17 protein-coding genes and 1 tRNA gene are annotated in these 16,683 nt (G+C 58.6%); 3 read left to right on the forward strand and 15 right to left on the reverse strand.

The genetic code is table 11. From position 1 onward, the window contains the following. Positions 1–25 precede the first annotated feature (25 nt). The 10 genes from AC1DM5_RS19075 to rpoZ form a co-directional block, all read right to left on the reverse strand. Positions 26–517 carry a response regulator gene (locus AC1DM5_RS19075; protein ID WP_477820228.1) on the reverse strand — a complete coding sequence of 164 codons (492 nt, stop codon included), beginning with the start codon at positions 515–517 and terminating at the stop codon, positions 26–28. 221 nt (positions 518–738) lie between these two features. Continuing rightward, positions 739–1,491 carry a Crp/Fnr family transcriptional regulator gene (locus AC1DM5_RS19080; protein WP_477820229.1) on the reverse strand — a complete coding sequence of 251 codons (753 nt, stop codon included), beginning with the start codon at positions 1,489–1,491 and terminating at the stop codon, positions 739–741. 253 nt (positions 1,492–1,744) lie between these two features. Next, positions 1,745–2,683 (reverse strand): GTPase Era, encoded by a 939-nt coding sequence (gene era, locus AC1DM5_RS19085; protein WP_477822701.1) that lies wholly within the window; start codon positions 2,681–2,683, stop codon positions 1,745–1,747. Positions 2,684–2,691: 8 nt separating this feature from the next. Beyond that, positions 2,692–3,408, reverse strand: coding sequence for a ribonuclease III (gene rnc / locus AC1DM5_RS19090; protein ID WP_113325270.1), 717 nt, complete (start codon positions 3,406–3,408; stop codon positions 2,692–2,694). Continuing rightward, on the reverse strand, positions 3,405–4,148 hold the full coding sequence (gene lepB / locus AC1DM5_RS19095) for a signal peptidase I (RefSeq protein ID WP_477822700.1): 744 nt from the start codon (positions 4,146–4,148) through the stop codon (positions 3,405–3,407). Before lepB ends, rnc begins: the two co-directional genes overlap by 4 nt. A gap of 114 nt (positions 4,149–4,262) precedes the next feature. After that, the gene (gene acpS / locus AC1DM5_RS19100) at positions 4,263–4,667 is read right to left on the reverse strand and encodes a holo-ACP synthase (protein ID WP_007820138.1); all 405 of its coding nucleotides are present in this window, start codon (positions 4,665–4,667) and stop codon (positions 4,263–4,265) included. A 34-nt stretch (positions 4,668–4,701) separates the two neighbouring features. Further along, a complete protein-coding gene (locus tag AC1DM5_RS19105) occupies positions 4,702–5,292 on the reverse strand; it encodes a DUF2062 domain-containing protein (protein ID WP_477822699.1) in 591 nt (196 codons plus the stop codon). Positions 5,293–5,436: 144 nt separating this feature from the next. Then, positions 5,437–5,586: a DUF3563 family protein gene (locus AC1DM5_RS19110; RefSeq protein ID WP_018115599.1), complete on the reverse strand. Its 150-nt coding sequence runs from the start codon at positions 5,584–5,586 to the stop codon at positions 5,437–5,439. A 195-nt stretch (positions 5,587–5,781) separates the two neighbouring features. After that, positions 5,782–8,016: a RelA/SpoT family protein gene (locus AC1DM5_RS19115; protein ID WP_113325272.1), complete on the reverse strand. Its 2,235-nt coding sequence runs from the start codon at positions 8,014–8,016 to the stop codon at positions 5,782–5,784. 159 nt (positions 8,017–8,175) lie between these two features. Then, positions 8,176–8,580: a DNA-directed RNA polymerase subunit omega gene (gene rpoZ, locus AC1DM5_RS19120; RefSeq protein WP_007820129.1), complete on the reverse strand. Its 405-nt coding sequence runs from the start codon at positions 8,578–8,580 to the stop codon at positions 8,176–8,178. A 297-nt stretch (positions 8,581–8,877) separates the two neighbouring features. On the opposite strand from rpoZ, the gene AC1DM5_RS19125 reads away from it, so the two are divergent. Then, the gene (locus AC1DM5_RS19125; protein WP_007820126.1) at positions 8,878–9,459 is read left to right on the forward strand and encodes a LabA-like NYN domain-containing protein; all 582 of its coding nucleotides are present in this window, start codon (positions 8,878–8,880) and stop codon (positions 9,457–9,459) included. Between the two features lie 39 nt (positions 9,460–9,498). Here AC1DM5_RS19125 and smpB read toward each other — a convergent pair whose 3' ends face one another. After that, positions 9,499–9,978: an SsrA-binding protein SmpB gene (gene smpB / locus AC1DM5_RS19130; RefSeq protein WP_007820124.1), complete on the reverse strand. Its 480-nt coding sequence runs from the start codon at positions 9,976–9,978 to the stop codon at positions 9,499–9,501. 151 nt (positions 9,979–10,129) lie between these two features. Then, positions 10,130–11,014 (reverse strand): 4-hydroxy-tetrahydrodipicolinate synthase, encoded by an 885-nt coding sequence (gene dapA, locus AC1DM5_RS19135; protein ID WP_477822698.1) that lies wholly within the window; start codon positions 11,012–11,014, stop codon positions 10,130–10,132. 215 nt (positions 11,015–11,229) lie between these two features. On the opposite strand from dapA, the gene AC1DM5_RS19140 reads away from it, so the two are divergent. Together AC1DM5_RS19140 and AC1DM5_RS19145 are read left to right on the forward strand one after the other, a co-directional pair. Next, positions 11,230–13,308 carry a lytic transglycosylase domain-containing protein gene (locus tag AC1DM5_RS19140; RefSeq protein WP_477975425.1) on the forward strand — a complete coding sequence of 693 codons (2,079 nt, stop codon included), beginning with the start codon at positions 11,230–11,232 and terminating at the stop codon, positions 13,306–13,308. 64 nt (positions 13,309–13,372) lie between these two features. Further along, the gene (locus AC1DM5_RS19145) at positions 13,373–14,266 is read left to right on the forward strand and encodes an alpha/beta fold hydrolase (protein WP_477822696.1); all 894 of its coding nucleotides are present in this window, start codon (positions 13,373–13,375) and stop codon (positions 14,264–14,266) included. Positions 14,267–14,384: 118 nt separating this feature from the next. Here AC1DM5_RS19145 and AC1DM5_RS19150 read toward each other — a convergent pair whose 3' ends face one another. From AC1DM5_RS19150 to AC1DM5_RS19160, 3 genes are all read right to left on the reverse strand, one after another. Continuing rightward, on the reverse strand, positions 14,385–15,425 hold the full coding sequence (locus AC1DM5_RS19150; RefSeq protein ID WP_477975427.1) for a porin: 1,041 nt from the start codon (positions 15,423–15,425) through the stop codon (positions 14,385–14,387). A 585-nt stretch (positions 15,426–16,010) separates the two neighbouring features. Beyond that, on the reverse strand, positions 16,011–16,199 hold the full coding sequence (locus AC1DM5_RS19155) for a hypothetical protein (RefSeq protein ID WP_477822694.1): 189 nt from the start codon (positions 16,197–16,199) through the stop codon (positions 16,011–16,013). Positions 16,200–16,534: 335 nt separating this feature from the next. Then, positions 16,535–16,624: transfer RNA gene (locus tag AC1DM5_RS19160), tRNA-Ser, on the reverse strand. Positions 16,625–16,683: the final 59 nt, after the last annotated feature.

Here is a 16,683-nt window from a genome sequence, read left to right on the forward strand (position 1 = left end):
ACTCTAAAGCAAGCTCAGGGATCTGTCATTCCGCCGGCGTCGGGAAAAGCTTCTGGAGGAAGTCGCGCATCGCATTCTCGTCGAAAGGTTTGACGAGAAGGGGCACGTCCTGAAGGTCGGTCGGGAAATCCTGTGTATCGGAATAGCCGCTCACGAAGCCGAACGGGATATTGGCCAGCGACAGATCGCGCGCGAAATCGAAGCTCATCGCCTCTCCCAGATTCACGTCGAGAAGTGCGAAATCGTAATCTACGCCCTGGATTGCGTCCCTGGCCTGATCGAGGCTGTTGGCGATATCGATGGTATCAGCACCAACGAGACGCAGGATATCCTCCGCCTCCATCGCGATGATCAGACTGTCTTCCAGGACCAGAACACGGGTTCTTGCGTTCATGATCTCCATGCCCCTCGTGAAGCGCAAACATTGCAGCGCTTCGGCCTTTTTGCAAACATCATTCCGTCGGCGCCCCGCCTGGACCGTTGACGGTGGTTGCCCACCATAACTGAATAGCCACATTTTCGTCTCCGGTCGATAAAAACGAAAGTCGGAGGAAAGATGACGCGACTCTAGTTTCTCTGACGCCAATTTGCATTTAAAAAAGACATCAAGGCTGACCAATCCGACCGGGAGAGATTCTAAAGCGTGCCGCGATCTTTCAGATCCGCTCGCAACGCTTTAAGTTCTTGTTTGGCGCATGTCGTTATCGCAAAACCGCCGCACACTTTTGCGCGACATATTTAGATGAAAGGACGCCTTCCTTCGCGCAGTCCTTCCCAGCCGGCCACCTGCATCAGCCCCTCCCCGTCCAACACGTCGCAGCCGCGCTCCTGCCAACGGATCAGGTTGCGTCCTGCAAGCTTTTTCAGGGTCTTGTTGGTGTGAACGATCGAAAGACCAAGTGTGTCGGCAATATGCTGTTGCGTGATCGGGATGACATTGCGGCCGTTGAAAAGGCTGAGCTTCCTTGCGCGTTCAAACAGGAAGGCGATGAGATAGGCGGCTCTTTCGAGAGCCGTACGACGGCCGATGCTCAACAGGTGTTCGTCGAGAATGCGCTCTTCCTGCGCCGCGATCCAGGTAATATCGAAGGCAAGCGAAGGGTGCTTGTTATAAAGGGTCATCAGCTTGTCGCGCTCGAAGACGCAGAGCGTTACCGGTGACAGGGCCTCCACCGAATGCTGCATCTCGCCCATGATCGTGCCCTGCAGGCCGATCAGGTCGCCCGGCATGATGTAGTTCAGGATCTGCCGGCGGCCATCCTCCAGCATCTTGTAGCGGAAGCCCCAACCGGAGAGCACCGTAAAGAGATGGGCGCTGTGGGCACCTTCGACCAAGATGGTCGCGCCGGCATCGACGGCCAGTTCGCCCCTTTTGAATTTCGACACGAATTCCAGCTCGTCGCGGCTGAACTCTCGGAAATGCGGCAATGGCCGCAACGGACACTGCTCGCAGGGCGTCTTGAAGGAATGGGTAGGTTTTGCCGTCGCCATCTTGTCCCTGCTGTCGCAAAAACCGGCGCTGCAGGGTGCAGCGCCGTTGGCAGATCAATGCGCAGGCAGGCCGATTTGTTCCTTGGAACAAGCAGCGATTTTTATAAAAAAACAAAGGGCTGAGTGCCCCTTGTCAATTTTCTTGTCAAATTAAAGCGTGTCGCGATCTTTCAGATTCGCTTGCCACGCTTTAAGTCTTTGTTTTAGGCATGTCGTTGTCGCAAAACCGCTGCACACTTTTGCGCGACATGCCTTAGCGCGGAAATTCGAGGCCCATTTCACGGAAGCGCTCGGGATCATCGCCCCAGTTCTCACGCACCTTGACGAACAGGAAGAGATGGACTGGCTGTTCAAGGATTTCCGCCAGCTCGCGGCGCGACGCCGACGAGATCGCCTTGATCGTTTCGCCGCCCTTGCCGAGTGCGATCTTCTTCTGGCTGTCGCGCTCGACATAGATGACCTGTTCGATGCGCACGGAGCCATCCTTGCGCTCTTCCCATTTTTCCGTCTCGACATGCGAGGAATAGGGAAGCTCCTGATGCAGACGCAGGAAGAGCTTCTCGCGGGTGATTTCGGCGGCGAGCTGGCGCATCGGCAGATCGGAGATCTGGTCTTCCGGATAATACCACGGGCCCTCCGGCAGGGTCTTTGCCAGATAATCCATTACGTCGTCGCAGCCCGAACCGTTTTCGGCCGAGATCATGAAGGTCTGCTCGAAGTCGACCTTCTGGTTCGCGGTGGCAGCGATTGCCAGAAGCAACTCGCGATTGACGCGGTCGATCTTGTTGAGGACCAGGATCTTCCTCTGGGGAACATCCTTCAAGCCTTCGAGAATGGCTTCGGCATCACCGCGCAGACCGCGTTCGCTGTCGATCAGCAGCATGATGAGATCGGCATCCTTGGCGCCGCCCCAGGCGGATGTGACCATGGCGCGATCGAGGCGGCGGCGCGGCTTGAAGATGCCGGGCGTGTCCATGAAGACGATCTGCGCATTGTTGTGGATGGCAATGCCACGCACGATGGCGCGCGTCGTCTGCACCTTATGGCTGACGATCGACACCTTGGCACCGACGAGGCGGTTGACCAGCGTCGACTTGCCGGCATTGGTCGGGCCGATCAAGGCGACGAAGCCGGAATGCGTCGGATTGCTTTCAGCGGAGCTTTCGGCCGCCATTTCGTTTTCTTCTGTCATTGATCCCGTCAATTTCCGGCAGATGTCGACTGCCAAATGCCTTCGCGCTCGAGCATTCTCGTCGCGGCGACCTGTTCTGCTGCGCGCTTGGAGCGCTCTATGCCTGTTTCCGGTGCAACGCCAGCGACTTCTACAGTCACCTTGAAGCGAGGATCATGATCCGGTCCGCTGCGTTCTTCAACCCGGTAGACGGGTGTGACGCCATATTTGGCGTGCGACCATTCCTGCAACTCGGTCTTCGCATCACGGCGGGCGCCATCGGCGCGCACCGCCCTGCCCTCCCAATAGCGCAGAATGAAGCGTCGGGCGACCTCCAGGCCGCCGTCAAGATAGAGCGCAGCAATCAGGCTTTCGACGACATCGGCACGCACGTTCATCATGCGCTTGCCGGTGAGTTTCTTCACGTCGGCGCCGGTGCGGATATAGAGATGAAGATTGAGTTCGTCGGCAACTGCCGCGCAGGTTTCGGCGCTGACGAGCTGGTTCAGCCGCACCGAAAGCTCGCCTTCGGTCGCGGCACCGAAGGTGCGAAACAGCAACTCGGCGATACAGAGCCCGAGAACCCTGTCGCCGAGAAATTCAAGCCGCTCGTAATTGCCCTTGTCGGTGCGCGCGCTGGCATGGGTCAGCGCGCGGTCCAGACGTTCCTTCTCGGCAAATTCATGCCCGATCAGGGTTTCAAGCTTTGCGCGGTCCGCCGCTGAGAGCGCCTGCGCCTTGCTCATTCAACAACCTTGAAGAGACGGTCCCAGCGCATGTTGGTCGGCCATTTCCAGATTTCGCGGAAGGACGTATCGTTGCCCAGCGAGAAGAAGATGACGCTGGCGCGGCCGACAAGGTTTTCCGCAGGCACAAAGCCGACATCGAAGCGGCTGTCGAGCGAGTTGTCGCGGTTATCGCCCATCATGAAGTAATGGCCTTCCGGAACGATGAACTCGCGGGTGTTGTCGCCGCGCGAAACCGGCGACTGGTCGAGCGTGTCATAGGTCTTGCCATCATCCAGCGTCTCGCGGAACACCGGCACGTCCTGGCCCGGATCGAGCTTGTAGTCGGAATTGAAGGTACCATCGGGCACCTTCGGAACCGGCTTGCCGTTGATGTAGAGAATACCGTCGGTGACCTGGATATGATCGCCCGGCAGGCCGACGACGCGCTTGATGTAATCGACCTCAGGATTCGGCGGGAAACGGAAAACGACGATATCGCCGCGCTTCGGATCTGAACCAAAAATGCGGCCGCTGAAGATATTCGGCGAGAAAGGCAGCGAATATTTCGAATAGCCATAAGCAAATTTGTTGACGAAGATATAGTCACCGACCAGCAAGGTCGGCATCATCGAGCCCGAGGGAATGGTAAAGGGCTGAAACAGTACAGTCCTGATAACCATCGCCAGGACGAGAGCCTGGATGATGACCTTGATATTTTCCCAGAGGGCATTCGGCTTGGCTTCGACTTTTTCGGACACGCAGTCTTGTTCCTTCAAGACGCCATGAAGGCGCATTTCTTTCTGATGTTCTCTCTAGCGGCTTCGGCCGGTGGCGGCAATAACGACCGCATTAAAAGCGACGAGAGGTCGCTATCATACGGCATTCGGCAGCGCTTCGATGATCACAAAAGCCTGAGCCAAGGGATAATCATCCGTTATTGTCAAATGAATGGCGGCCTTGTGGCCAGCCGGCAGCATGGCCTCGAGGACGGCGGCGGCACCGCCCGTCAGCTGCATCGTCGGCTTGCCGCTCGGCAGATTGACGACGCCCATATCCTTCCAGAAAACGCCCTGCGAAAGCCCGGTGCCGAGCGCCTTGGAGCAGGCCTCCTTGGCGGCGAAGCGCTTGGCATAGGATTCAGCGCGGTTGGCGCGGCGATCCGAGCGGGCGCGCTCGATCTCGGTGAAACAGCGATGCGTGAAGCGGTCACCGAAGCGCTCGATGGATTTCTCCACGCGCCTGATGTCGATGAGGTCGCTGCCAATGCCGATGATCATGCGAGAGGCCTTTCGGGATAGAACTGCTTCGGGCTCAGACGGTCGGCATCTCGGTGGCGGGATCGGCGAGCCGCAGCCGCGCACGCTCCATCAGCCGGGCGCGGCGACGCGCCTGAAAGCCCCTCACGGTGTAGAATGTCAGTACATAAAGCGCAACCGAGGTGATGGCTGCCGGCGGGATGGCGCCGATCAGCATCGGCTCCAGCACCGGCTTCCAGAGTTCCGTGAAATGCAGCTTGTGGAAGAGCTCGGCGAGATCGATCGTCTGTCCGGCCATCTGGTCCTGCCGGCTGAGCAGCAGGTGACCGACTTCCCAGGTAATGCCCCAGATGAAGGGATAGGTCAGCGGATTGCCAAAGGCCGCACAGCCAAGTGCTGCCGCCACCATATTGCCCGACAGGAAATAGGTGATGACGAAGGCCATGACGAAATGCACGCCGATAAAGGGTGTCCACGAAACGAAGACACCCGCAGCGACGCCCACCGCAACGGCATGCGGCGAGGCAGTCAGGCGCAGGACGCGCATCATGAGATATTTTGGCGGGCGCAGAAAACCCTTGCGAGGCCATACGAGCTCTCGCAGCTTTTCCTTAAATCCCGCGGGCTTGCGACGGCGAAACAACATGGCGCGTATTTAGTGCAGTGCACACCACCATGACAAGAGCGGCAAATGGAACCGCTTCACAAACAGGCCGTCTATCCTTCTTTTCTTCCAAGGGGCGTGGACCATGCATAACGCCCCTTCCTTACTTCAAGTATATCTCAGCGATTAGCGATTGCGGAAGATGCCGCGATCGACCTGACGCTGACGATATTCAAGATCAATACGGTCATGCGAGCCGTTGAGATATGCCATTTCACGTTCCTGAGCGGTCGGAGCGCGAAGGGCGCGTGCGAACTTCCTGATCGGTTCAAACATTGCTTTGCCTCATCTTCGTTTCATTTCTTGATGACCAGAAGATAGTCGCGGTAACGGTTAATTACTACCGCTGTAACCGGAGCACAGGCATGCACAAGGCGCATGGCTTGCCTTTTCAATATGCCAATTCGGCCATTAAATGATCACAAAATATGCAAAACGCAATTTTGCGATCGGCAAAACTTTAATAAAATCCTACTCGTAGAGACGCCGGACCGTCGCGATGCAGTCCAGATCCTTGAGCTGAGAGAGAAGCTGGTTGAGCTGACGCAGGTCCCAGACTTCCACTTCCAGCACCATTTCGGTGAAGTCGGCGGCCACACGCACCGTGTTCAGCATGCGGATATTGACGTCGAGGCTTGCGACCGTCTGTGCCACCTTGGCCAGCGTGCCGGGCTCGTTCAGCGCATTGACCATGATGCGAGCCATGAACCGGGATTTGTTGGCCTCATCGAGATCCCAGCGCACGTCGATCCAGCGGTCCGGCTGATCATCGAAGCGCTGCAACGATGGCGACTGGATGGGATAGATAGTGATGCCCTTGCCCTTTTCCATGATGCCGACGATGCGATCGCCGGGCACGGCGCCGGTCGGCGAGAACTTGACGTCGACATTGCCGGAGAGGCCGCGGATCGGCACGATATCGGGATCGCTCTCGGTGGAAGCGCGCTCGCCATCGAGATCGGCCTTGGTCTTGCCGGGGATCTTGAAGATCATGCCCGCGGCGCTGCGGACATTGAACCAGCCCTCGTCGCCGGCCGGCTTGACGGTGACGCGCTCGTCCTGATGATCGGGATAGACAGCGCGCAGCACGTCGAGCGAAGACATCTCGCCGCGGCCGACGGCCGCGATTGCATCTTCCACATCCTTCTGCCCCAGGCGGTGGAGGGCCGGCTTCATGGCATCACGCGAGAAGATCTTGCCGGCGCGCTCGAAAGTGCGCTCCAGGATGCGGTGGCCGAGACCGGCATATTGCTTGCGGATCGCCATGCGCGTCGCGCGGCGGATGGCTGCACGCGCCTTGCCTGTCACGACGATCTCTTCCCAGGCGGCCGGCGGAACCTGCACGCCAGAGCGGATGATCTCCACTTCGTCGCCATTGTTGAGGCGGGTCACCAGCGGCATGATGCGGCCGTTGATCTTGGCGCCGACGGTCGTGTCGCCGATGTTGGTATGAACGGCATAGGCAAAGTCGATCGGGGTCGCACCGCGCGGCAGGGCAATCAGCTTGCCCTTCGGCGTGAAACAGAAGACCTGATCCTGAAACAGCTCGAGCTTGGTGTGCTCGAGGAACTCTTCGGGGCTATCGCCTTCGGCGAGCGCCTCGATCGTGTGCCGAAGCCAGGAATAGGCATTGCTTTCGCGCGAGAGGATATCGCCATCGGCATTGGTGGCGCCGTCCTTATACAGCGTATGAGCGGCAATACCGAATTCGGCGATCTCATGCATGCGCTTGGTGCGGATCTGCAGCTCGATGCGCTGCATCGACGGGCCGACGATGGTGGTGTGCAGCGACCGGTAGTCGTTCTGCTTCGGGGTCGAGATGTAATCCTTGAAGCGGCCGGGCACGACACGCCAGCGCGTATGCACGATGCCGAGCGCACGGTAGCAGGAAGGAATATCCTCGACGATGAGGCGGAAACCGTAGACATCGGAAAGCTGCTCGAAGGAGAGCGACTTCGATTGCATCTTGCGGAATACCGAATAGGGCTTTTTCTGCCGGCCCTTGACATAGGCGGTCGCCAATCCGTTGGCGATCAGCAGGTCGCGCAGTTCGGCCTCGATCTTCTTGACCAGACCTTCATTGCGCTTCGACAGTTCCTCGAGGCGCTTGGTGACAGTCTCGTAGGCTTCCGGATTCATGTGCCGGAAGGAGAGCTCCTCCAGCTCCTCGCGCATGTCCTGCATACCCATGCGGCCGGCGAGCGGCGCATAGATTTCCATCGTCTCTTCAGAAATGCGCGCGCGCTTTTCCTGCGACATATGGTCGAGAGTGCGCATGTTGTGGAGACGATCGGCGAGCTTGACCAGCAGGACGCGTACGTCATCGGAAATGGCAAGCAGCAGCTTACGCAGATTTTCCGCTTGCTTGGCCTTCTTGGTGACGAGATCGAGCTTCTTGATCTTCGTCAGGCCCTCGACCAGGCGGCCGATATCCTCGCCGAAGAGTTCGTCGATCTCGGCGCGCGTCGCCGTCGTATCCTCGATCGTGTCATGCAGAAGGGCGACTGCAATCGTCGATTCATCGAGATGCATGTCGGTCAGGATGGCGGCCACTTCGAGCGGATGCGAGATGTAAGGGTCGCCGCTCGCTCGCTTCTGCTGCCCATGCTTCTGCATGGCGTAGACATAGGCTTTGTTCAGCAGAGCTTCGTTGGCATCGGGCTTGTATTTCTGAACCCGCTCCACGAGCTCGTACTGCCGCATCATTCCAAAGCCACTCCAATAAAATAAAAGCGCGCCAATCGCAGATTGGCGCACACATGGGCAATATTATGCCTAAGCTTTACAGGCGCAAGATTGATGATTGGTAATCGTCGATCTTTTGCCGCGCAGGAAGCCCCGGCCGTTCAAAGGCCAAGGATGCGCTTAGTAATCGTCGCTCTTTTCCGGCGGAACGAGACCTTCGATGCCGGCCAGAAGCTCCTCTTCCGACATCTGGTCGAAGGTGATCGTTTCCGGCAGGTCGTCCTGCTCTTCGCTGTCGGCATTAGCCGTTGCACCGGCGGCGATCAGGCTTGCCGGATCGGGCTCGGGCTCGTCCACTTCCACATGCTTCTGCAGCGAGTGGATCAGATCTTCCTTCAGATCGTCAGGAGACAGGGTCTCATCAGCGATTTCGCGCAGAGCCACAACCGGGTTCTTGTCGTTGTCGCGATCGATGGTGATCGACGCACCCTGGGAAATCAGCCGGGCGCGATGGCTGGCGAGCAGAACCAGCTCGAAGCGGTTCTCTACCTTGTCAATGCAATCTTCTACTGTGACACGGGCCATTGCCTGTCCTTTGCGGTCGTCTTTTCGGGATTAACACGCCCGATACAATTAAAACCGGGCAAATTCAAGTTTTTCGTTAGGGTCCCCTCGCCTTTATCCGCAGCCGGTCTAAATTTCCATGCACAATATGACATTTCCACCGGGGGTTGCTTGGAATATCCCGAATCGTGCCCTAAATCTTTCATATATGAATAATTCATAAAGTACGGAACAGCTCGACGCCACATCCGCAAGCCGCTGTTTTTATTAGGCTTAGTGGCTTATGGATTTCGATTACTCTCTTTGGATTGGTAAGCGATGTTTGACCCACGCGAAAAAATTGCACTATTCATAGACGGCGCCAACCTTTACGCTGCATCCAAGAGTCTGGGCTTTGATATCGATTACCGCAAGCTCTTGAAAGCATTTCAGAAACGTGGATATCTGCTGCGCGCATACTACTATACCGCGCTTATCGAAGACCAGGAATATTCCTCGATCCGTCCGCTCATCGACTGGCTCGATTATAACGGCTACAAGGTCGTGACGAAGCCTGCCAAGGAGTTTACGGACTCCATGGGACGGCGCAAGATCAAGGGCAATATGGATATCGAGCTCGCAATCGATGCCATGGAACAGTCCGAAACGGTCGACCATCTCGTCATCTTCTCCGGCGACGGCGATTTCACCAATCTGGTCGAAGCGCTGCAACGCAAGGGACGCAAGGTTTCGGTCATTTCGACCATGTCGACCCAGCCGCCGATGATCGCCGACGATCTGCGCCGCCAGGCCGATCACTTCATCGATCTTCTGTCGCTGAAAGCCGAGATCGGCCGGGATCCTTCCGAACGTCCGCCGCGTCCCGCCGAAGTGGCGCCAGCCAGCGATTTCGAAGACTAAACCTTCATTCACGAATAGCGCAATGCTGCAGGTAAAGAGTCAGCCGTTGTCTTTCAACAGACGGCTCTTCTGTCTGTTCCAATCGCGCTCCTTCTCGGATTCGCGCTTGTCGTGAAGCTTCTTGCCCTTTGCGAGCGCCAGCTCGATCTTGGCGCGGCCCTGATCGTTGAAGTAGATCTTCATCGGGATCAGCGTCATGCCTTCGCGATTGATGCCCGCGCGCAAACGGTTAATCTCCCGCCCGGACAAAAGCAGCTTGCGGCGGCGACGCGGCTCATGGTTGAAGCGGTTCGCCTGCAGGTATTCCGGCAGATAGGAATTGATCAGCCAGATCTCACCATCCTCATCGGAAGCGTAGGATTCGGCGATATTGGCCTTGCCTTCGCGCAATGACTTGACCTCGGTGCCCATCAGCACCAAGCCCGCCTCATAGGTATCGATGATCTCGTAGTTGAAGCGGGCCTTGCGGTTTTCCGCAACGACCTTCTTCACGATACGCTGGCTGCCTTTGGGGGCCATGACGATAATTCCATTAGAGGGGCGCGAATGCCGCGTCCTCATTTCCTGTCATCTATGTAGGAGAACGGCCCCATCTTGTGAAGACGGGCCGGGTTTACGCTTAACGCATGTCGTTATCGCAAAACCGCTGCACAGTTTTGCGCGACATGCTTTAGTTCAGCAGGCCGGCGTGACGCATGGCGGCATCGATCGCCGCTTCGGTCGAGGGCTCCAGCGAGGACATCAGCGGCGAGCGCACGGTGCGGCTCATGCGGCCGAGCTTCGCGAGGCCGTATTTCGCGCCGCAAACGCCGGGTTCCATGAAGACTGCCTTATGCAGCGGCATCAGCCGATCCTGCAGCTCCAGCGCCTTGGCGTAATTTCCTGCGGTGGTCGCGGCTTGGAATTCAGCACAGAGGCGCGGGGCGATATTGGCCGTGACGGAAATGCAGCCGACGCCGCCATGGGCGTTGAAGCCGAGAGCCGTCGCGTCCTCGCCGGAAAGCTGCTGGAACTCCCTGCCGCAGGTGATGCGCTGCTCGGAGACGCGCTCGATCTTGCCGGTCGCATCCTTGACGCCGACGATATTCTTGTGCGCCTTGGCAAGCGCGCCCATCGTCTCCGGCGTCATGTCGACAACCGAACGGCCGGGGATGTTGTAGATATAGATCGGCAGCTTCACAGCTTCGGCGATCGCCGAATAATGAGCGATCAGACCCTTCTGCGTCGGCTTGTTGTAATAGGGCGTGACGACCAGAACAGCGTCCGCGCCGACCTTCTCGGCATGCTGGGCAAGTTCGATCGCTTCGCGCGTATTGTTCGAGCCGGCACCGGCCATGACGGGTACGCGTTTGCCCGCAACTTCGATGCAGAGCTCCACCACCCGTTTGTGCTCGGCATGAGACAGCGTCGGCGACTCACCGGTCGTGCCGACCGGAACGAGGCCGCTGCTGCCCTCCCCGATCTGCCAGGCGACATGGGCGGCGAAGCTGTCTTCGTCGATCAGTCCGGCATCGGTGAAGGGGGTTACGAGCGCGGGGATGGACCCATTGAACATGCAAAGCTCCTCACGGCCGATATCCTTGCTTCAGCCGCATTCCATGAATAAGAGTTGCGCACCATAGAGCGGCAAAAAGGCTGCGACAAGCGCGCATAGATCGGTTAGGGCAAATTCCGATAGCAAATGTGAATGAATTTTACCCGAGACGGTAAGGTTTCATTAAGATGCCTCCAGCCAAATGGAGGGGCATGGTTTCGTTGCGAGTAATCCGGATGAAGAGAGCCGTTCTGATCCTGTCCGTCTTCGGCCTGGTGGCCGCGGCATGGGGCAGCGTTGCGTCGCCGCTCCCCGGCGAGGGCGCCCCTGCGCCGGTCGTCAAGCCGCTGGGCTTCGTGCCGGAAACCGCGTCTTTCCCCGAGGCGATCACCACCGGGTCCATTCCGCGCAATGCGGCGATCGCCCCTGTCGACAGCGATCTGAAGGCTGGTCTCGATGCGCTCTCCAACAAGGATCCGCAACAGGCGCTTGCCATCCGCAACACCATGGCGGCAGGTACGCTCGACCGCCATATCCTGACCTGGGCAATCGCGACCTCCGGCCTGAAAGGCGTTCCCTCCTATGAGATCGCCAGTGCTTCGGACGAGCTGAATGGCTGGCCAGGTCTGGAACGTCTGCGCGGCAATTCCGAGCGCGCGCTCTATGACGAGAACCCAGCCCCTGCTGCCGTGCTGAACGCCTTCGGCGATACGGCGCCCGAGACGTGGCAGGGCGCGATCATTATGTCGCGTGCGCTCATCGCGACTGGCAAGTCTGCGCAGGCGGCGAAATATATCGGCAAGATCTGGCGCGGACAGGCGCTCGACAAGGCAACTGAAGACAAGATTCTCGGCGAATTTGCCGGCCTGCTGACCGCCGCCGACCACAAGACGCGGATGGATTACCTGATGTATCGCGGTCGCGTGGCACAGGCCAAGCGCTTCGGCGACATGGGCCAGGCACAGTCGCTCTACAAGGCCTGGGCTGCCGTCGACAACAATGCGGGTAACGCGGGCGCATTGCTGAATGCGGTTGATGCGAAATGGCGCAGCGATCCGGGTTTTCTCTTCGCCCGCATCGAATATCTGCGCAAGCAGGACAAGTATCTCGACGCCGCCAAGCTGCTGCAGGAGATACCCCGCGACCGGACTGAGCTGATGAACTCGGGCGAATGGTGGAACGAGCAGCGGATCATCAGCCGCGGTCTCGTCGACCAGGGACAGTTCAAGGCGGCCTACCAGATCGTTTCCGCCTCCGTCGCAACGGTGCCGACGGATATCGTCGAAGCACAGTTCCATGCCGGCTGGTATGCGCTGCGCGGACTGCAGGACCCGACGACGGCCGAGACGCATTTCCGCGAGATCCTGCAGGTTTCGAACGGCCCGCTTTCCGTTTCCCGTGCCTGGTATTGGCTCGGGCGATCGGCGGAAGCCGGCGGGCCGGGCAAGGCCAGCGATTTTTTCGCCAAGGCCGCGAATTTTCCGGGCACTTTTTACGGCCAGCTGGCGGCTGAGCGGCTCGGGCGCAAAACCTTGAACGTCACCTATCCGTCGCCGACGACGACAGACCGACAGAACCTGCAGCAGCGCGAGGCTGTGCAGGCGATCGGACGGCTCGAATCGGCCGGTCACGGCTGGCGTGCGGCAGCCATCTATCTGGCACTGGCCGACCAGCTTCAAAGCCCCGGCGAACTGGCAATCCTGACAGCCAAGGCCGAACAAGCAGGCGACCATCATCTCTCGCTGCAGATCGGCAAGATCGCGTACGGGCGCGGCATCGATGTCGCGGCGCTGGCCTTCCCTGTCGGCGTCATTCCGGCCAACGCCAATATATCCGGCTCGGGCAAGGCGCTCGCCTATGCGATCGCCCGCCAGGAAAGCGCGTTCAATCCGGCTGCCGTTTCCGCCGCCAATGCCCGTGGCCTGCTGCAGCTCCTGCCGGGCACAGCTCAGGCCGTCGCCAAGCGGCACAACATCACCTATTCCAAGGACAAGCTGACGGCCGATGCCGGCTACAATGCGACGCTCGGCGCGCATTATCTCGGCGAGCAGATCGACGCCTTCGGCGGCTCCTATATTCTGACTTTCATCGCCTATAATGCGGGACCGAAGCGCGTGCCGGAATGGATCGGCCGCTACGGCGATCCACGCGGCAAGCCGGTCGACGAGATCGTCGACTGGATCGAGCGCATCCCCTTCCCCGAAACGCGCAACTACGTGCAGCGGGTGATGGAGAATTACGAGGTCTATAAGGCCCGCCTGGGTCAGACACCTGACATCGAGCGCGACCTCATCGGGGGTCGCGGCGCGACCTGAGGCCGATTGGCAGACTTGCCGAAAGCACGCTACATCTCGTTCTGGCAGACGGGATGGAGATGTCATGGCTGACGCAGTCACGAACGGGTTTACCGAAAAATTCTTTAGGTCGGCCGATGGGCTGAGGCTTTATGCCCGCAATTACCAGTTCACCGGCGGAGATACCGACCGGTTGCCAATCGTCTGCCTGCCGGGCCTTACGCGCAATACCCGCGATTTCCACGAGCTTGCATTGATTCTATCGCGGGACGCAGCTTTCCCACGGCGAGTCATGGCATTGGACTATCGCGGACGTGGCCTGTCTGATCGGGATGATAACAAGGCGAATTACAATCTCGCTGTCGAATGCGGCGATGTGATTGCCGCCTGCGCTGCGTTCGACATCGACCGCGCCATCTTCATTGGGACCTCGCGCGGCGGACTGATCCTGCATCTGCTGGCGGCAATGAAGCCGGAGTTGCTTGCAGGCGTTATCTTCAACGATATCGGCCCGGTCATCGAGCCATCCGGGCTGATGGCGATCAGGGACTATCTCAACCGTGACCGCAAACCTCAAAGCTGGAGTGAGGCGGTCGATATTCTCAAAGAGAATCACGGTGCTGTCTTTCCCGCACTCGGTCTCGATGACTGGGAGGGCATGGCGCACACCATCTATAGGGAACGAGACGGTATGCCGGCCACGGATTACGATCCAACCATTGCCGAGCAGCTGAAAACAATCGATTTCAGCAATCCCCTGCCCGACCTCTGGCCGCAATTCGGGGGTCTGCGATCCACACCGCTGCTGGTTATCAGGGGAGAGAATTCCAATCTGCTATCGCGGCAGACTGTGGATGAAATGGCAAAACGACATCCTGACATGGTGCAGATCGTGGCGAAGGGCCAAGGCCACGCACCCCTTCTGCATCTAGGAGACATTCCGGAGCTGATCAGGACATTTATCGGCAGACTGCGCTGAGCTTTCGTGATGCGCTTGGCGCCGACACATCAAAACACCCCCCGCCACAGCGAAGGTGGCAATTACAAAAAAGCCCGGCTCAAAAGCCGGGCTTCTCTATGACCGAAGTCAACTCGAATTAGAACGAGCGCTGCAGACGGAAATAACCCGTCCAAGTGTCGTCCTGATGTTCCGGCTTCAGGTACTGTACGGAAGCCTTGGCGTAGAAGTTGTCGACGATCTGGTAGTCGAGCGTCAGACCGGCCTTCCAGGCATCGCTGAGACCATCCCAATCGCTCGGAACACCAACCTTTTTCGGCGTGCCGTAGTAGTTGCCGTAGTACTGAACACCAGGAGTGATCTTCAGCTTGTCAGTTGCCTTGATGGCGTATTCGGCAGCAACTGCCCATTCAGACTGCGAGTAGTAGGAGTTCGGGCCGCTGGAGTAGACAGCTGCGAGGCCGAGCGTGCCCGGGCCGAGTTCAGCCGTACCCATAGCGCGGATTGCGCCGTCTTCGTTGTCGAAGTCCCAGCCGCCGGTGACCTGGTAGCTGAAGGCGCCAGCCTTGCCGCCGAGGCCGAAGGCAACGCCGACGTTGTTCGGACGTTCGCCGGTCTGGAAGACGCCGTCTTCCAGTTCGTCGACGCTGAGGCCAGCGTAGAAGGAACCGGTTTCGTACTGATAACGGAGCGAGTTATGCAGCGTTACGACAGAGCCGATGTCGTCCGTTTCGCCGGAGAGACCATCGTCCCACCAGGAGTAGAAGAGACCAGCGCGGAAGCCGGCGACGTCGAGGTAAGCGGAGTCGAGCTTCGTGTTCTGGCTGGATGCGTTGTCAGCATTGGCCTGGAGAACGATCACGCCGGTGAGCGGGCCGTATTCGGTGTCGCTCTTGGCCGTGAACTGAACCTGACCACGGGTCGTCGCATCCCAATCGGAGTCGTTGGTGTCGCGACCGCCGGAGTTCTGGCCAACGTTAACCTGGAAACGGATGTAGCCGTTGATCTTCAGGCAGGTTTCCGTGCCCGGGATGTAGAAGTAGCCGGTGCCGTAGGCGTCGCAGACGCGAACGTATTCAACCGGTTCCGGCTCGGCAGCAACGATTGCGTCAGCTGCCTGAGCGCCGGATACTACTGCCAAAGCAGCAGCGGAGCCGAGAAGAAGGCTCTTGATGTTCATAATGACCTCCAATTCAAGTTTCGATCGGAGATAGGTCACGCCTGGACAGCGTTTCCCTGCCCCATCTCCGGTGTTTGAAGAAGTCGGGCGGTCAAGCCCTTGCTTCCGAGAGTGAAAATACAAGACGAAAGCTGTCACGCAATCACCAACTTGTGTTCGGGAGGGGTTTACGAAAGCCTTACCGAAACCCTGTTGCTGAAAGGCCACAAGTTGGGCAACGGGGCCGCCGCTTGTTTAGGCTTTGTTAAGAAAGTGCTTATTTTCCCGGTATTTATTGGGCTTTATAAGAGGGCAGCGCGTCCCGCCGTGCCAAATCGGCACTATTTTCCTGCCTGAATCCGCCTTTTCGGCAAGACCGGCGATCGGTTGCGCGAGGCCGCGCAATATTTGAGTCGAAACCGATTTCAGTTTTCACGCCAAGGGGAGCCGTTGATTCCTGCCTGCGATTCGGTTCGCGTCCAGCCCGATTCTCGCTCCGATCATCGGCGCCCGGCTTCACGAACAGGAAAACTGCCTGCAACGGCGACAAGCAGTAAGCCGTAAACATCCCATGAGTTTGAAGGCAGGGCGTTATCCGCCCAACGCCTACAATCGCCAAGACGGGCATACGCGAAGCGGCCATTCATTCCGGCAAAGAGAAGACTTCTGGTGATCGGGATCGATTTCCGCTTCCAGTGCGTCGAACGCCCCGTGAAGCACTTCCTCGATCAGGCGTTTCCCGCTTTCCCGACTAAAGGCATCTGATGGGAGGCGCATCGCGCCGATCGCCAGCATGGCGATGAGCCTGAGGCCATTTTCGCAGCAGGCTCCTGATATCGTTTCCGCAAAGCCGCAAACAGCGCCCCTGCTGGACGTAGCTGGCTTGCTTTCGCGCCTGAATGGTCGACAGCTCCCAGCACTTTACGCCGGGACGTCGTCGGAAGCGAAAGGGGGACATCAATTACGGCCCCGACTGATTGAGCGAAGGACGAGGATCTCCCACCGAAGTAAAGACACCAGGCTCATCCGCCTTCGGCGGAGACACTATCGGGCCACGGCGAACATTCGGCGGCTCGCTATGCCGGTTGGGGGCGCGCGGCAATCGGCAGCAATATCGGGCAATTGGTTGATGGCGGAGAAGATGGGATTCGAACCCACGATACCATTCCTGGTATACTCCCTTAGCAGGGGAGCGCCTTCGACCACTCGGCCACCTCTCCGGTGGGAGCCCTGATATGGGTATTCTCCCGGACGATCAAGCTCTTTTTAAAGTTTTTCA

Source organism: Rhizobium sp. 01T437, from assembly GCF_056398505.1.

Excerpts from the sequence above, each read along its gene's own strand:
- AC1DM5_RS19075 (WP_477820228.1), bottom strand. The coding sequence starts at position 517 with ATGTGGCTATTCAGTTATGGTGGGCAACCACCGTCAACGGTCCAGGCG.
- AC1DM5_RS19115 (WP_113325272.1), bottom strand. The coding sequence starts at position 8,016 with ATGATGCGGCAGTACGAGCTCGTGGAGCGGGTTCAGAAATACAAGCCC.
- AC1DM5_RS19110 (WP_018115599.1), bottom strand. The coding sequence starts at position 5,586 with ATGTTTGAACCGATCAGGAAGTTCGCACGCGCCCTTCGCGCTCCGACC.
- AC1DM5_RS19105 (WP_477822699.1), bottom strand. The coding sequence starts at position 5,292 with ATGTTGTTTCGCCGTCGCAAGCCCGCGGGATTTAAGGAAAAGCTGCGA.
- dapA (WP_477822698.1), bottom strand. The coding sequence starts at position 11,014 with ATGTTCAATGGGTCCATCCCCGCGCTCGTAACCCCCTTCACCGATGCC.
- AC1DM5_RS19145 (WP_477822696.1), top strand. The coding sequence starts at position 13,373 with ATGGCTGACGCAGTCACGAACGGGTTTACCGAAAAATTCTTTAGGTCG.
- smpB (WP_007820124.1), bottom strand. The coding sequence starts at position 9,978 with ATGGCCCCCAAAGGCAGCCAGCGTATCGTGAAGAAGGTCGTTGCGGAA.
- AC1DM5_RS19150 (WP_477975427.1), bottom strand. The coding sequence starts at position 15,425 with ATGAACATCAAGAGCCTTCTTCTCGGCTCCGCTGCTGCTTTGGCAGTA.
- rnc (WP_113325270.1), bottom strand. The coding sequence starts at position 3,408 with ATGAGCAAGGCGCAGGCGCTCTCAGCGGCGGACCGCGCAAAGCTTGAA.
- AC1DM5_RS19140 (WP_477975425.1), top strand. The coding sequence starts at position 11,230 with ATGAAGAGAGCCGTTCTGATCCTGTCCGTCTTCGGCCTGGTGGCCGCG.
- AC1DM5_RS19125 (WP_007820126.1), top strand. The coding sequence starts at position 8,878 with ATGTTTGACCCACGCGAAAAAATTGCACTATTCATAGACGGCGCCAAC.
- acpS (WP_007820138.1), bottom strand. The coding sequence starts at position 4,667 with ATGATCATCGGCATTGGCAGCGACCTCATCGACATCAGGCGCGTGGAG.
- rpoZ (WP_007820129.1), bottom strand. The coding sequence starts at position 8,580 with ATGGCCCGTGTCACAGTAGAAGATTGCATTGACAAGGTAGAGAACCGC.
- era (WP_477822701.1), bottom strand. The coding sequence starts at position 2,683 with ATGACAGAAGAAAACGAAATGGCGGCCGAAAGCTCCGCTGAAAGCAAT.
- AC1DM5_RS19155 (WP_477822694.1), bottom strand. The coding sequence starts at position 16,199 with ATGCTGGCGATCGGCGCGATGCGCCTCCCATCAGATGCCTTTAGTCGG.
- AC1DM5_RS19080 (WP_477820229.1), bottom strand. The coding sequence starts at position 1,491 with ATGGCGACGGCAAAACCTACCCATTCCTTCAAGACGCCCTGCGAGCAG.